The 13,914-nt window shown below is 56.7% G+C and carries 17 protein-coding genes; 10 read left to right on the plus strand and 7 right to left on the minus strand.

Translation table 11 applies throughout. The annotated features are described in order from the left end of the window. The first annotated feature begins 22 nt into the window (after positions 1–22). A complete protein-coding gene (locus ACEQWH_RS13560) occupies positions 23–748 on the plus strand; it encodes an HAD family hydrolase (protein WP_370231765.1) in 726 nt (241 codons plus the stop codon). Here ACEQWH_RS13560 and ACEQWH_RS13565 read toward each other — a convergent pair. Beyond that, positions 745–1,023, minus strand: coding sequence for an SCP2 sterol-binding domain-containing protein (locus ACEQWH_RS13565; protein WP_370231695.1), 279 nt, complete (start codon positions 1,021–1,023; stop codon positions 745–747). The genes ACEQWH_RS13560 and ACEQWH_RS13565 overlap by 4 nt on opposite strands. A 76-nt stretch (positions 1,024–1,099) precedes the next feature. Then, positions 1,100–2,326 carry an argininosuccinate synthase gene (locus tag ACEQWH_RS13570; protein WP_370231697.1) on the minus strand — a complete coding sequence of 409 codons (1,227 nt, stop codon included), beginning with the start codon at positions 2,324–2,326 and terminating at the stop codon, positions 1,100–1,102. A gap of 134 nt (positions 2,327–2,460) precedes the next feature. On the opposite strand from ACEQWH_RS13570, the gene ACEQWH_RS13575 reads away from it, so the two are divergent. Further along, complete coding sequence (locus tag ACEQWH_RS13575; RefSeq protein ID WP_370231699.1) at positions 2,461–3,252, plus strand: hypothetical protein; 792 nt, start codon at positions 2,461–2,463, stop codon at positions 3,250–3,252. Positions 3,253–3,323: 71 nt separating this feature from the next. Next, a complete protein-coding gene (gene ilvA / locus ACEQWH_RS13580) occupies positions 3,324–4,562 on the plus strand; it encodes a threonine ammonia-lyase IlvA (RefSeq protein WP_370231700.1) in 1,239 nt (412 codons plus the stop codon). Between the two features lie 27 nt (positions 4,563–4,589). Here the strand turns inward: ilvA and ACEQWH_RS13585 are convergent, their stop codons facing one another. Beyond that, positions 4,590–5,033 (minus strand): NUDIX hydrolase, encoded by a 444-nt coding sequence (locus tag ACEQWH_RS13585; RefSeq protein ID WP_370231702.1) that lies wholly within the window; start codon positions 5,031–5,033, stop codon positions 4,590–4,592. A 92-nt stretch (positions 5,034–5,125) separates the two neighbouring features. Here ACEQWH_RS13585 and ACEQWH_RS13590 point away from each other — a divergent pair, with 92 nt between their 5' ends. From ACEQWH_RS13590 to ACEQWH_RS13610, 5 genes are all read left to right on the plus strand, one after another. Next, the gene (locus tag ACEQWH_RS13590) at positions 5,126–6,127 is read left to right on the plus strand and encodes an Hsp33 family molecular chaperone HslO (RefSeq protein WP_370231703.1); all 1,002 of its coding nucleotides are present in this window, start codon (positions 5,126–5,128) and stop codon (positions 6,125–6,127) included. Beyond that, positions 6,124–6,720, plus strand: a complete 597-nt coding sequence (locus ACEQWH_RS13595) for a CoA pyrophosphatase (protein WP_370231705.1) — start codon at positions 6,124–6,126, stop codon at positions 6,718–6,720. The genes ACEQWH_RS13590 and ACEQWH_RS13595 overlap by 4 nt, the downstream gene beginning before the upstream one ends. Then, positions 6,717–7,871 carry a CCA tRNA nucleotidyltransferase gene (locus tag ACEQWH_RS13600; RefSeq protein ID WP_370231706.1) on the plus strand — a complete coding sequence of 385 codons (1,155 nt, stop codon included), beginning with the start codon at positions 6,717–6,719 and terminating at the stop codon, positions 7,869–7,871. The genes ACEQWH_RS13595 and ACEQWH_RS13600 overlap by 4 nt, the downstream gene beginning before the upstream one ends. 49 nt (positions 7,872–7,920) lie before the next feature. Continuing rightward, the gene (locus ACEQWH_RS13605) at positions 7,921–9,138 is read left to right on the plus strand and encodes a class I SAM-dependent RNA methyltransferase (RefSeq protein ID WP_370231708.1); all 1,218 of its coding nucleotides are present in this window, start codon (positions 7,921–7,923) and stop codon (positions 9,136–9,138) included. Between the two features lie 67 nt (positions 9,139–9,205). Next, positions 9,206–9,694, plus strand: a complete 489-nt coding sequence (locus ACEQWH_RS13610) for a murein L,D-transpeptidase family protein (RefSeq protein ID WP_370231709.1) — start codon at positions 9,206–9,208, stop codon at positions 9,692–9,694. Here the strand turns inward: ACEQWH_RS13610 and ACEQWH_RS13615 are convergent, their stop codons facing one another. After that, complete coding sequence (locus tag ACEQWH_RS13615) at positions 9,695–10,243, minus strand: CAP domain-containing protein (protein WP_370231710.1); 549 nt, start codon at positions 10,241–10,243, stop codon at positions 9,695–9,697. Between the two features lie 168 nt (positions 10,244–10,411). Here ACEQWH_RS13615 and ACEQWH_RS13620 point away from each other — a divergent pair, with 168 nt between their 5' ends. Beyond that, positions 10,412–11,014, plus strand: a complete 603-nt coding sequence (locus ACEQWH_RS13620) for a L,D-transpeptidase (RefSeq protein WP_370231712.1) — start codon at positions 10,412–10,414, stop codon at positions 11,012–11,014. A gap of 148 nt (positions 11,015–11,162) precedes the next feature. Then, complete coding sequence (locus ACEQWH_RS13625) at positions 11,163–11,342, plus strand: hypothetical protein (RefSeq protein WP_370231714.1); 180 nt, start codon at positions 11,163–11,165, stop codon at positions 11,340–11,342. 89 nt (positions 11,343–11,431) lie between these two features. Here the strand turns inward: ACEQWH_RS13625 and ACEQWH_RS13630 are convergent, their stop codons facing one another. From ACEQWH_RS13630 to ACEQWH_RS13640, 3 genes are all read right to left on the minus strand, one after another. Next, a complete protein-coding gene (locus tag ACEQWH_RS13630) occupies positions 11,432–11,863 on the minus strand; it encodes an MAPEG family protein (RefSeq protein WP_370231716.1) in 432 nt (143 codons plus the stop codon). A 48-nt stretch (positions 11,864–11,911) separates the two neighbouring features. Further along, positions 11,912–12,964, minus strand: a complete 1,053-nt coding sequence (gene hemH / locus ACEQWH_RS13635) for a ferrochelatase (protein WP_370231717.1) — start codon at positions 12,962–12,964, stop codon at positions 11,912–11,914. A gap of 127 nt (positions 12,965–13,091) precedes the next feature. After that, entirely contained in the window at positions 13,092–13,913 is an 822-nt protein-coding gene (locus tag ACEQWH_RS13640; protein ID WP_370231719.1) for an SAM-dependent methyltransferase, read from the minus strand. Position 13,914: the final 1 nt, after the last annotated feature.

Raw genomic sequence — 13,914 nt, forward strand, 5'->3', positions numbered from 1 at the left:
CGCGCAAAAGAATGAGGTCTCGATGCAACCGCCAAAAAAGATCGCCATGTGGAGCGGCCCACGCAACCTGTCTACGGCCATGATGTACAGCTTTGGCAACCGGGCTGATTGCGCGGTGGTCGACGAGCCGTTTTATGCGGCATATTTGGATATGACGGGTCTGGACCACCCGATGCGCGACGACATTCTGGCCAGTCAAACCCGTGACCCGACCGAAGTAGTCGAGAGCCTGATGGGCGATAATCCAGCGCAGAAACCCTATTATTATCAAAAGCATATGACGCAGCATATGATCGACGGGGTGCCTCGAGATTGGATGCGCGATGTGGTGAATGTGTTTCTGATCCGCCATCCTGCGCGGGTCATTGCAAGCTACGCGGCCAAACGTGAAAACCCGACACTTGAAGATATCGGGTTTCGTCAGCAGGCCGAACTGTTCGATTTGGTGGCGGGCTGGGGCCATGCGCCGGTGGTTCTGGACAGCAGCGATCTGCGCGCCGCGCCGCAGGAAAAACTCGAGGCATTGTGTGACGCCATCGGGATCGCGTTTTCACCAAATATGATGAGCTGGGCCAAAGGCGGCCACCCCAGTGACGGGGTCTGGGCCTCGCATTGGTACGGCGCTGTATGGAATTCTGAAACATTCGCTGGCGCAGAAGGGGCGATGCCCGAGATCGCCGAGGACTTGCAGCCCGTCCTGGACCAAGCCCTGCCGTACTATGAAAAACTGGCGGCGGTGAAGCTCTAGGCCAGAAGCTTGCCAAGTTTCATGGCCACGCCCATATCGCCCGAGACCTTCAGTTTGCCCATCATGACGCCCGTCATTGGGTTCAGTTTGCCCGTCAGCAATTTGATCAGATTGTCCTGACTGATTTTGATGGTGCAGTCGGTGTCCTGATCCGTGGTGCTGGCCGCGCCATCTGCCAGAACGATGACGCCATCGTCACCACAGTCAAACTTCAAGGATCCATCAAAGGACTTACCCGTCAGGCCGGCCCCGATTTTCTCGGCAATCTGATCCATTTGGATCCTCCAAACAACAAAGCCCGCCATGGGTAGGCGGGCTTTGAAATTGGATCAATGGTGACGTAAGTGGAGCTTACTTTGCCACGCGTTTGTTGCGCGCTGCCAAAAGCTTCAGGCGCAGGGCGTTCAGCTGAATAAAGCCTGCTGCGTCTTTCTGGTCATACGCGCCTGCATCTTCTTCGAAGGTCACATGCGCCTCGGAATACAGAGAATGGTCGGACCAACGGCCCACACAGGTCGCCGCACCTTTGTAGAGCTTCAGCTTTACGGTGCCGGTGACGTTTTCCTGCGATTTATCAATCGCCGCCTGCAGCATTTCACGCTCTGGCGAGTACCAGAAACCGTTGTAGATCAGTTCAGCATAGCGCGGCATCAGGCTGTCTTTCAGGTGACCCGCACCGGAATCCAGCGTGATCTGTTCGATGCCGCGATGGGCTTCCAGCAGAACAGTGCCGCCGGGTGTTTCATAGATGCCGCGGGACTTCATGCCGACGAAACGGTTTTCGACGAAATCCAGACGGCCAATGCCATGCTTGCCGCCCAGCTCATTCAGCTTGGTCAGGATGGTGGCTGGGCTCATCGCTTCGCCGTTGATGGCAACCGCGTCGCCTTTTTCAAAAGAGATCTCGATGAATTCAGGCGTTTCCGGTGCGTCCTCTGGCGCGACGGTGCGCTGGTACACATAGTCTGGCGCGTCGACGGCCGGATCTTCTAGGACTTTGCCCTCAGAAGATGTGTGCAGAAGGTTCGCGTCAACAGAGAAGGGTGCCTCGCCACGTTTGTCTTTGGCGATCGGGATCTGGTTCTGTTCTGCAAACTCCAGCAGCTTGGTTCGGCTGGACAAATCCCACTCACGCCATGGCGCGATGACCTTGATGTCTGGGTTCAGCGCATAGGCCGCAAGTTCGAAACGGACCTGATCGTTGCCCTTGCCGGTTGCGCCATGCGCCACAGCGTCGGCACCGGTTTCTTCTGCGATCTCGATCAGACGCTTAGAGATCAGCGGACGCGCAATCGAGGTGCCCAGAAGATACAGACCTTCATAGACCGCATTGGCGCGGAACATTGGGAAGACAAAGTCGCGCACAAACTCTTCGCGGATGTCTTCGATGTAGATATTCTCTGGCTTGATGCCCAGCAGCTCGGCCTTTTCACGCGCAGGCTCCAGTTCCTCTCCCTGACCAAGGTCAGCGGTAAAGGTGACGACTTCGCAACCGTATTCGGTTTGCAGCCACTTCAGGATGATCGAGGTATCAAGGCCACCAGAATAGGCCAAAACAACTTTCTTAGGCGCGGACATTAAGCTTTCCCCTTCGTCGGACAACAGCGGGGGCGTAACGGGTTTTGACACTAAGGGCAAGCCGTGTGTAAGTGCGTGGGATATGCGGCCAAAAAATTGTGGTCGTAAAGAAGAATTTTGAGAAAGGACACGCCATGCAAGGTTGGCTGATTTTTAAACATGCAGTTGCGATGCTGTGGGGGAATAAAGGGGAAGTATTGCAGATTGCACTCGCACCGATTTTGATTGCGACAATTTTGATCTTGGGAACAATCGCTACTTTCAGTGATCTGGCAATTATGAGTGAACATTTGTTTGACTCTGATCCCTTCGCTCAGGCTCCCGTTCTGGAGCCTGAACAGTTCGGAAGTTATTTTACGGGTCTTACTTTCTATTTACTTCTCTCAATAGGCTTCACGATATGGGTCATTGTAGCGTGGCACCGCTTTATCTTGCTGAACGAACAACCAAATGGTTGGGTTCCGCCGTTTAACCGCGATAGGATGTGGGCTTATTTTATTCAGGTTCTAAAGCTTTTTGGTGTGGGAATCCTTATCGGCATTCCTTTGACAATCGTGTTTGTTGTGATTGGCGCTGCCGGCGGTGGTTTTGTGGCTTTTCTCGTTACTGGAATTGTTCTTGGCTTGCTGGTGACAGTTCTGTTTGTGCGGTGGTCTTTGATCCTCCCGGCAGCAGCAATCGGGAAGCCACTTTCTTTACGCCAATCCTTTAACGCAACTAAAGGAGCGGCTTTTGCTTTGATCGTGGCTGTTGTACTTGTAGCCATTCTTCAGTTCTGCCTTCAGTTTGTCGCCGGGATTCTGACTGAGTCTTTGTACCTAGTCGGTGTTGCAGTAAATCTCCTAATCGGTTTCGCAATTGGCATGCTGAACGCCAGCATCCTCACCACGCTCTACGGCCACTACGTCGAAGGCCGCGAGCTGTAGGTCTCGGTATACATAAACATACTTCGCCCCGAGCACTTGCTTTGGGGCGAAACCTGCGTCATTGGGGCTGAATGACCCAGTTTCGTACCCGTGCCAAAGTTGCCGAAACTGCCATGCGCAGCGTTTTTGATGCCACGCCTCTGCAGCGCAACGCCCATTTGTCTCAGCGCTATGGCGCCGAGATTTACCTGAAACGCGAAGATTTGACGCCTGTCCGGTCTTATAAGCTGCGCGGTGCGTTTAACGCGATGCGCAAGGTTTTGTCGGCCGACTCGACCAAGGATCTGTTTGTCTGTGCGTCGGCCGGAAATCACGCGCAGGGCGTGGCCTATATGTGCCGTCATTTCGGGGTGCGCGGTGTGATTTTCATGCCGGTGACGACCCCGCAGCAGAAGGTCTTTAAAACTGAGGTCTTTGGCGGTGAGTCCATCGAAGTGAGGCTGGTCGGAGACTATTTTGATGACACGCTTGCCGCGGCGCAGGCCTATTGCGCGCAGGCGTCCGGCACGTTTCTGTCGCCCTTTGACGACCCGGATGTGATCGAGGGACAGGCCTCGGTCGGGGTCGAGATCGAAAACCAGCTGCGCCGCGCGCCTGATCGCGTGGTTTTGCCGGTTGGGGGCGGGGGCTTGTCTGCGGGTGTGACCCAGTATTTCGGGGACGCCTGCCGCTTTACCTTGGTCGAGCCTGAAGGCGGCCAAAGCCTTGCCGCCGCGTTGCATGCGGGCACGCCTACAACGCTCGCGCACGTCGACAGTTTCGTGGACGGCGCTGCTGTGGCGCGGATTGGCGAAACCACGTTTCAGGCACTAAAAACCATCGATCCTTCGGATGTGTTGGCAGCGCCCGAGGACCGGATTTGTTCGACCATCCTTGAAATCCTCAACGTCGAAGGCATCGTCCTTGAACCGGCCGGTGCGCTGGCGATTGACGCCTTGCGCGATATTCAGGACGAGATCAAAGGCAAAACCGTGGTTTGTGTCACCTCGGGCGGCAACTTTGATTTTGAGCGTCTGAACGAAGTCAAAGAGCGGTCGCAGCGGTACGAAGGACTGAAGAAATACTTTATTCTGCGTCTGCCGCAACGGCCGGGCGCCTTGAAAGAATTTCTGGGCATTCTCGGGCCAGAAGACGATATCGCGCGGTTTGAATACCTTAAGAAATCCGCCCGCAACTTTGGCTCTGTTTTGATCGGGATCGAGACCAAGAATCCCGCGAACTTCGAGCGGATTTTCGGCGAGTTGGACGCGCTGGGCATGACCTATACCGACATCACGCAGGACGAAACGCTGGCGCAGTTTGTGATCTGACGGGTACGCGCGCGTCGCGTAAGCCGTCTAAAGACGCGCTACAAAAAACGCGTCGCCATCGTTGACCAACGCATGCAGCGCTTGTGTTTTGGACATCCAGACGGCTTGGTGCCCCGGCTCAATGGGGGGTCCGATCTGTAACGTGGGCCGCGCAACATAGATCGTGCAAAGCTTTTCGGCCCAGAGGTCATATTCCGGCATAAAGGTGAACCGCCGAAACGCCCCCAGTCGCCGTGGGGCCGTCATATGCCAGCCTGTCTCTTCATAGACTTCGCGGTGCAACGCGGGAATTGGCGACTCGCCGGGATCGATACCGCCGCCGGGCAGCTGGATTTCAGGCGTGTCCATCGTGTCGGGAAGATACTGACGCGTCACCAAAATGTCGTCGCCGCGGATCAAGGCGACATATGCGCCGGGGCGTCGTTTATACCGCCGCGCGCCGTCAGGAGGGGTTCCAAACCGTCTAATCATGAGTTACTGGCCCTTTTCACGCGTCTTGCCGCTCCTATATTGTCGCGGTATGCCAATTCTGGGCGCTCTCGTAAACCCCCCAAGGACAGATCATGACTCTTGGAAATAAAATCGCATGGGACGACACCGTATTGCCGTTCCAACTGGACAATTCCGACATTCGCGGCCGGGTGGCCCGGCTGGACGGGGTGCTGCATGGCATTCTGAAACAGCACGCCTATCCTCCGGTGGTTGAAGCTTTGGTTGCGGAAATGGCGTTGCTGACCGCGTTGATTGGCCAGTCGGTCAAGCTGCGCTGGAAGTTGTCGTTGCAGGTGCAGACCAACGGTCCCGTGCGCATGATCGCGACGGATTACTATGGCCCGTCTCAAGAGGGCGAACCCGCCCGTATGCGCGCCTATGCGAGTTTTGATCCCGAGCGTCTGACCGAGGGCGACGGGTTTGCGCAGCTTGGCAACGGGTATTTCGCGGTTCTGATCGATCAGGGCGAAGGCATGCAGCCCTATCAGGGTATCGCGCCTTTGGTCGGGGGCTCATTGGCCGCCAGCGCCGAGGGCTATTTTGCGCAGTCAGAACAGCTGCCGACCCGATTCTCGCTGAAGTTCGGCAAATCCACAGAGGCCGGCGGCGAAGAGCATTGGCGGGCAGGCGGCGTGATGCTGCAGCATATGCCGAAAGCCTCGCCTTTCGCCTCGGGCGAAGGTGGGTCTGGCGAGGGCGGTACTCTTGTGGCGTCGGATCTGCTGTTTGACGATGACGAAGAAAACTGGAACCGCGCCAATATCTTGCTGAACTCCGTCGAGGAACTTGAACTCATCGGCCCGTCTGTGACTCCGGCGGATCTTTTGGTGCGCCTGTTCCACGAAGAAGCGCCGCGTGTGTTTGATGCGCAATCGGTGAAATTCGGGTGCAGCTGTTCCGAGGACAAGGTGCGCCAATCGCTGTCGATCTATTCCTCGCGGGATATCGAGCGCATGACAACAGTCGAGGGCTGGGTGACGGCAGACTGTCAGTTCTGTGGCACGCATTACAGACTCGACCCAAAAACGGTTGGACTTGAGGCCGAAAAAGCCCGGAAGGCTGCGGAAAAATGACGGATCCTCTCGCGCCCTTGCACGCAGCTTTGGCGCGGGATTCCGCCAGCTCGTCCGATTTTGATTTGAACCCAGGGGTGGTTTTGCCCGAGGGACGCAAGCTGCGACCGGCGGGCGTCTTGATGCCTGTTCAGGTGATTGACGGCACCCCGCAGGTTTTGCTGACCAAACGCGCGAGCCATCTGAAACATCACCCCGGCCAGATCGCCTTTCCCGGCGGCAAACAAGAAGACAGCGACGCGGATGTGACAGCCGCTGCACTGCGCGAGGCGCGCGAGGAAATCGGGCTTCCCGAAGACGCAGTGCGAGTGCTGGGGGTTTTGCCAACGCATGAAACCGTCACCAGCTTTACCGTGACGCCTGTTGTTGGACTGATCGAACGGGATTTTCAAATCCAACCTGAGCCGGGTGAAGTAGAAGAGGTGTTCCATGTACCTCTTGCGCATGTCACTGAAAAAGCGAATTTTTCTGTGCAGGGACGGCGCTGGCTTGGGCAAAGGCGGCATTACTATACGGTGCCATTTGGACCTTATTACATTTGGGGGGCCACTGCGCGAATACTGCGTGGGTTGGCTGAAAGGATGTCGGTGTGATCGTCTCGGGTGATTGGCTGACGCGCGCCGAGACCCAGGCGGTTTTTGCGATGTTGGATAACGCCGGTCACAAGGTCTATGCGGTGGGCGGCTGCGTGCGCAACGCCTTGATGGGCGTTGCGGTGTCAGACGTGGACATGAGCACGGACGCAACGCCCGATCAGGTGATCTCGATTGCCAAATCTGCTGGTCTTAAACCCATCCCGACGGGCAAAGACCACGGCACGATCACGGTGGTCTCGGGCGGTATCGCGCATGAGATCACCACCTTTCGCAAAGATGTGGCGACGGATGGGCGCCGCGCAGTTGTGGCGTTTTCAAAAAGCGTGATTGATGACGCGCGCCGTCGCGATTTCACCATGAATGCGCTTTACGCCGACAAAGACGGCAAGGTGCTGGACCCATTGGCAGGTCTCGCAGATCTTAAGGCACGGGTTCTGCGGTTTATTGACGATCCAAACCAACGCATTCGCGAGGATTACCTGCGCATCCTTCGGTTCTTTCGGTTCCATGCGTGGTACGGCGATCCGCAGGCCGGGATGGAGCCAGACACGTTGGCTGCGATTGCTGCGCAGGCTGAAGGGCTGGCCAAGATCTCGAATGAGCGGATCGGTGCGGAAATCCTGAAGCTGCTTGCCGCGACTGATCCGGCGCCGTCGGTTGCGACCATGCGGCACTGCGGTGTTCTTGGACAGATTTTGCCCGGTGGGGATGACCGCGCGCTTGCGCCGCTGGTGCATCTGGAGGCCACCATGCCTGTACCGCCCGATGCCATGCGCAGGCTGGCGGTTCTTGGCGGCACAGATGTTGCGGATGCGTTGCGGCTTTCCAAGAAGCAAACCAATCATTTGGCTTTACTGCGTGAGGGTCTTGAGTCGGCTGAAACGAGTGCGGTGCAGGCCTACCGTCACGGTCGCGACGTCGCTCTGTCCGTTGCGCTATTGCGGGCAGCGGTATTTGAAACTCCGGTGCCAGCGGATCTGGACTCAGACATCACACGTGCAGAGCAGGCTGTTTTCCCAATCACGGCCTCTGATTTGATGCCAGCCTTGTCCGGCGCGGATTTGGGGCGCGCTTTGAAAGAGCTTGAGTCGCATTGGATTGCGTCCGGGTTTCTGGCCAGCAAAGAGACCTTGCTGAAGCGGCTATAGTCACGCCAAGATGCTTTGCTTTGGCAGGCCGACAGGGTAAAGGCGCGGGATGACACGCAGCGAACATTTTATCGAACGACTGGGACACCATGGCGACGGCATCGCCTCTGGCCCCGTTTTTGCCCCTTTGTCCCTGCCGGGTGAGACGGTCAGCGGTGTGCTGGAAGGGGATCGCTTGCGTGATCTGCGTGTGGTGACCCCATCGGATCATCGCGTCAAAGCGCCCTGCGCACATTTCAAAACCTGCGGCGGATGTGGTTTGCAACATGCGTCTGATGCGTTTGTTCAGGACTGGAAAGTCGACGTCGTGCGACAGGCGCTGGCCGCCGTGGGCGTGGAAAGCGACTTTCGTCCGATCAAAACCTCGCCCCCGCGCAGCCGTCGTCGGGCGGTGATTTCTGCACGGCGTACGAAAAAAGGCGCGATGGCCGGGTTTCACATGCGCGCCAGCTCGGTGATCGCGGAAATTTCGACCTGTGATGTGCTGCACCCCGACTTGATGCCGTCGTTGGACATCGCGCGGGTGCTTGCGGTGTTGGGCGCTTCTCGCAAAGGCGAATTGTCGGTGACTGCAACGCTGTCGGCGGGCGGTCTGGACGTGGCGGTCAGCGGCGGCAAACCCTTGGATGGCGCGTTTCAAGCGCAGTTGGGGCAAGAAGCGCAACGGTTGAAAGTCGCGCGTCTGACCTGGGACGGCGAGGTCATCGCGACCTTGGTCCCTCCGGTGCAGCGGTTTGGAGTGGCCTCGGTCGTGCCACCTCCGGGAGCGTTTTTGCAGGCCACACAGGACGGCGAGGCGGCGCTGGTTTCGGCTGTGTCTGAGATCGTTGGCGATGCAAAATCGGTGTTCGACCTGTTTGCGGGCTGTGGAACGTTTTCACTGCCGCTGGCCAAAACCGCCGAGGTGCATGCCATCGAAGGCGAAGGCGCGATGATGAAAGCGCTGGATCGAGGCTGGCGCGAGGCGACGGGTCTTAAACGGGTCTCGGTGGAAACGCGGGATTTGTTTCGCAATCCGGTTATGGCCGAAGATCTGAGATGCGACGCCGTGGTGATCGACCCTCCCCGCGCAGGCGCTCAGGCGCAGGCTGCGGAATTGGCGCGCGCGTCGCTACAGCGTATTGCCTACGTCTCGTGCAACCCCGTGACTTTCGCGCGTGACGCTCGTGTTTTGGTGGACGCGGGATATCGGCTGGAGTGGGTTCAGGTCGTGGATCAGTTCCGCTGGTCCAGCCACGTCGAACTGGTCGGCGCATTTACGCGCTGACGTATTTGTGAGGTGGGCCGCTTTAGGCTTTCGTGATAAGGTCGCGCCAAACAACAACGAGCATAAAATGCGGGCGTTTTTTCTGATAATTGCAGCAGGGCTGTTTCTGGCAGCCTGCGGTCAAAGTGTTGGCACCTATACGGGGCCAAAGGTCACGCGCATCGTGGTCGAAAAGGCCGAGCGTAAAATGTATCTGATGCACGGGCCGATCGTGCTGCGTGAATATGACGTTGGCCTCGGGTTTGCGCCTATTGGCGATAAGGTCCAAGAGGGGGATGGTCGCACGCCCGAAGGCGTCTATGAGATCGACCGGCGCAACCCTCAAAGCCAGTTCTATTTGTCTCTGGGAATTTCATACCCCAATGAGCAGGACATTGCAGAGGCCAAAGCGCTGGGCGTTGATCCAGGGGGAGATATCTTCATTCACGGGCGGCCGAAACGGTACCAGAGCGATCTGATCGACTGGACGCTTGGGTGTATCGCGGTGACAAACCGTGAAATGCGCGAGATTTATACGATGGTCGAGACCGGCACCAAGGTCGTCATCCGCGAGTGATTACTGCGCTTCGGCGATCAACTCGGGCTTTGTTTCTGCGCCCAAAACCATGACCCACCAGATTTTCCCGTTCGGCTCTTGCAGCCAGGCAAATCCCATATCGGTTGCATCCGGATCGATGATCACAGCCCGAGAGCCGGGCTCTTCGGTCCAGGCGGCCAGGGTTTCCAGCTCGGTTTCGAATGTTTCGGAAATGGTTTCACCGATCAGCTCACCGGTAAATCCAGATCGCGCAACGCGTTCCAGTGGCGATGAGCCATCCGAACCAAAATGCCAAGGGCGGTTTTGGACCGACATATCCAGCGCATGGGTGGCCGCGGCTGCGATCAGATTTGCGTCCATTTCAATCGCGCTGACACCGGCAGCGCGGCGCAAAGCATTTACCGAATCCAGCATTCGTAGCTGGATTTTCCCGACATCGCGGTCCTTGATTTTATAAAGACGTGGGAGCGGTTTTCCGTCACTTCCCAGAGTAGGGGCAGATGGGGCGCCGATTGTGCATCCGGATACGGTGATCACAATGGTCATCAACACAGCAATAAAACGCATGAGAACCCCTCTATTTCTGGTCTTTGCGTACCCATTTCTTTAGCCCGAGTATCGTTGCGTTGAAAGCCCACATTCCTGTGACCATGGCAAGATGACGCTTGTTTGATTTGCGACTGCGGCTTTACAGCCATAAATTGCCGCCAAACCTATGTCATTGAGGGGCATATTATGCGCAATTCTCCGTTTGGTCGCGTCAACCGACGCCAGTTTTTGGCCACCAGCACCGCGTTCCTGGGCGCGCCGGCTTTGGCGCAAGACGACGTAAATGCAGAGTCGACCACAGAGATCGAGGCCGAGATCGAAACCTCGCGTCGAAATATTTCCAGTTTCAGAGGGTTATCCTGGGAGCCGTATTTCAAGAATCTGAAAAACGGGGCCATCCTTTGCGATACAACAAGCCGCGCATTGCACTATTGGAGCGAGGATGGAAACACTTACAAGCTGTATCCATCTTCGGTTCCACTGACTGAGGACCTCACCCGATTGGGTCGCACAAAAGTTGTACGCAAGGTCGAAGGTCCAAGCTGGCGCCCTACGCCAGCCATGCGTGAACGCAATCCAGAATGGCCGGAATTTGTCGGTCCTGGGCCGGATAACCCATTGGGAACACATGCACTTTATCTGAGTTGGACCTACTACCGGATCCACGGTACGCATGACGAAAGAAAAATCGGACGCAGATCGTCTAATGGCTGTATTGGCCTTTACAATGAGCACATCGCAGAACTGTTCGAAATGGCCAAAGTTGGCACTCAAGTGTTGCTAATTTGACCACATTATGGCGCTGAGCCTTGGATAAGTGTGTGATTAGGTTTGCAAAGATCAGGATCAAGCCATTACACAGGAATCACGAGGTAAGTCTTACGTGCTTGCGCTCATTCTTTAATTTTGGCGCAAGCTGATACTGGAGGGTACTACTATGAAAAAACTCGTTCTCGCAGCAGCAGTTACTGCAGCAGCTTCCACCGCATTCGCAGGTGGCATGGAAGAAGCAATGATGGAAAAAGAAGTTGTTATGGAAGAGGCAGCATCCTCTTCTTCCAACATCGTCGTTCCACTGCTGGTTCTGGCGATCCTGGCGGTTGCTCTGGACAACTAAGTTTAAGGCAGAATTTTCTGCTTTTGACAAAAAGAGGCGTTGCTTTGGCAGCGCCTCTTTTATTTTGCGCCCAGCAGATACGGGTGCGGTTACGCCGTAAAGGCGGCCACAGCCGCATGTGCAGCCAGTGCAACCAAGACCAGTCCTGAGAGGGCAAAAATCCCGAACCTGACCACAACGCGATTGCCCAAGATCTGCGACAAGCTGTGCAAAATGCGCAGCGCGACATAGATCCAGGCCAGCGTCAGCGCCGTTGCGCTCTGGCTTTCAAGAAGCGCCAAAGTCAGCATCAGGGCATAAAAGACCGTCGGCTGCTCGTGCAGGTGATTATAGTTATCGGCGACCCAATTCACATGTTCGGGCAGTTTTTCACGCCAAGCCCCACGCGGACTTTGAGCGGTTTGCGGATGCACATGGGCTTTGCTCATCGCGGGGATGCGGGTGGCGTACATCCACAGCCAGACGACAAGTGTCCATAGAATAAGACCGACAACGGGTTGCAGAAAACTTTGCAGGGACACGAACTACTCCTTCACCAGACCGGGGTGTCTGGGTGTGGACAGTATGGGTCAGAGCCAGCCTTGCAAGTTTTCCGTCGCGATATCCGCAAGTGCCTGCATGTGATCGTCGCGATCGTTGAGGCATGGAATATAGGTGAACACTTCGCCGCCCGCTTCCTCAAAGCTCTCTTTGATCTCTTCGTTGATCTCTTCGAGCGTTTCAATGCAGTCCGCAGAGAAGGCGGGGGCGATAACGGCGATGTTTTTCTTGCCGTCTTCCTCGGCCAGTCGCGCAACTTCTTCGACGGTATAGGGCTGAAGCCAGTCTTCGGGTCCGAATTTCGACTGGAAGGTAGTGACCAGATCCGTGTTTTCCCAACCCAGGCGCTCTTTTAGCAGGCGTGTGACCTTGGCGCACTGACAGTGATAAGGGTCGCCTTGCTTCAGATACCGCAAGGGCATGCCGTGATAGCTGACGACAAGGATGTCTGGCTTTTTGTCGAGCTGCCCATAGGCCTCTTCAACCGAGTTGGCCAAAGCATCGATATAGCGTGGATCCGCATAATAGGGGTCGATGGTGCGCGATGCAGGCTGCCAGGTTTCCTTCATCAGTGCGCGAAAGAACTGGTCATTGGCCGTGGCAGAGGTGGCGCCCGCATATTGCGGGTAGAGCGGGAAGAACAGAATACGCTCGCAGCCCGCTTTGACCATTTCGCGGACCTTGGACTCTGTCGAAGGATTGCCGTACCGCATGCAGAAATCCACCATGACGCGGTCGCCGTAGCGTTCGGCCATAAGATCCGCGAACTTGGCGGTCTGGTCTTTGGTGATCGTCATCAAAGGGCTTTCGCCTTTGTCGTGATTCCAGATCGACTTATATGCGGCCCCCGAGGTGAACGGCCGTTTCGTCAGAATAATCAGCTGCAACAGCGGTTGCCATTTCCAAGGCGCATAGTCGATGACACGACGGTCCGAGAGAAACTCGTTCAGATAGCGGCGCATTGGCCAATAGCTGTAGTCGTCCGGCGTTCCCAGATTGGCGAGAAGGATGCCAGTTTTGCCACGCGCGACCTTTGGGTGGTCAGAGGGGGCATGCTCGGGGCGGGTGGCGTTCGTGGTCATGGGCTTCCCAATGTGTTGAATTGAAGCAGAGATAGTGTCTTGGCGGTTTGGGTCAATCGTCAAATATGGGATTGCGTCATTTTGGGCCTGCGGCCCAAGTTTGGATATTTATGGCAAGAGAAAGCGGTCACGGTTTTAGCTTGGTTTCACTGGTTTTCAACGCATCGGCGAGACGGGCGCTGGCCGAGCCGGGCCGCAGCGGTTTTGGCTGGCTTTCATCTGGCGACCATCCGGTCATGAAAATGATCTCGAAAGTGGCTTTGAGGCGATCGTCTTCTGCGAATGACTGGCGATAGAGTTCTTCGGTGCGGGCAAAAATCGCGCGGGCGGTGCCGGTTTTGCGGCGCGCGAACAGCGCGTTGTTTTCGCCCATTGCGCGCAGATCACGCATCAGGTCCAACGTGGTTTCATAGCTGACATCCAATGGCAGGCTGTCGGCAACCGGAAGGGCAAAGCCCGCGCGCTGTAAAAGTGCGCCCAGATCGCGGATTTCCCCCATGGGCAGGATGCGGGGGCTGAGGCCTCCGGTCACGTCGGATTCCGCTTGGGCGAGGCAGGCGCGCAGCTCTTGCAGGGTTTGGCCACCAAAGCTTGCCGTCAGCAAAAGGCCGTCATCTTTCAATGCGTGGCGACACTGGATCAGTTGTCCGACGGGGTCATTTGCCCAATGGAGCGCAAGTGCGTGGATGATCAGGTCGTGACTTTTGGCGGTCAGGGCGAGGGTGTCTGTGTCTGACACGATCGTCGCATCGGGCATTCGCGGCTGCCAGATGTCGGGAAACCCCGTGATGATCGCGATGTCGGTAAAGTCTCTGTTAACCAGACTTAGGCGATCCTGAATGTCGTCCGCGACCAGCGTTTGCAGAAACATCCCCTTGGGTTTCTGGGCACGCTGGCGGTTGCGCAGCAGCGCGGCGCGGTCGGTCATTTGAGGGGGCGATTGGGTCATG

Source organism: Cognatishimia sp. (genome assembly GCF_964229375.1).
Lineage (GTDB): Bacteria > Pseudomonadota > Alphaproteobacteria > Rhodobacterales > Rhodobacteraceae > Cognatishimia.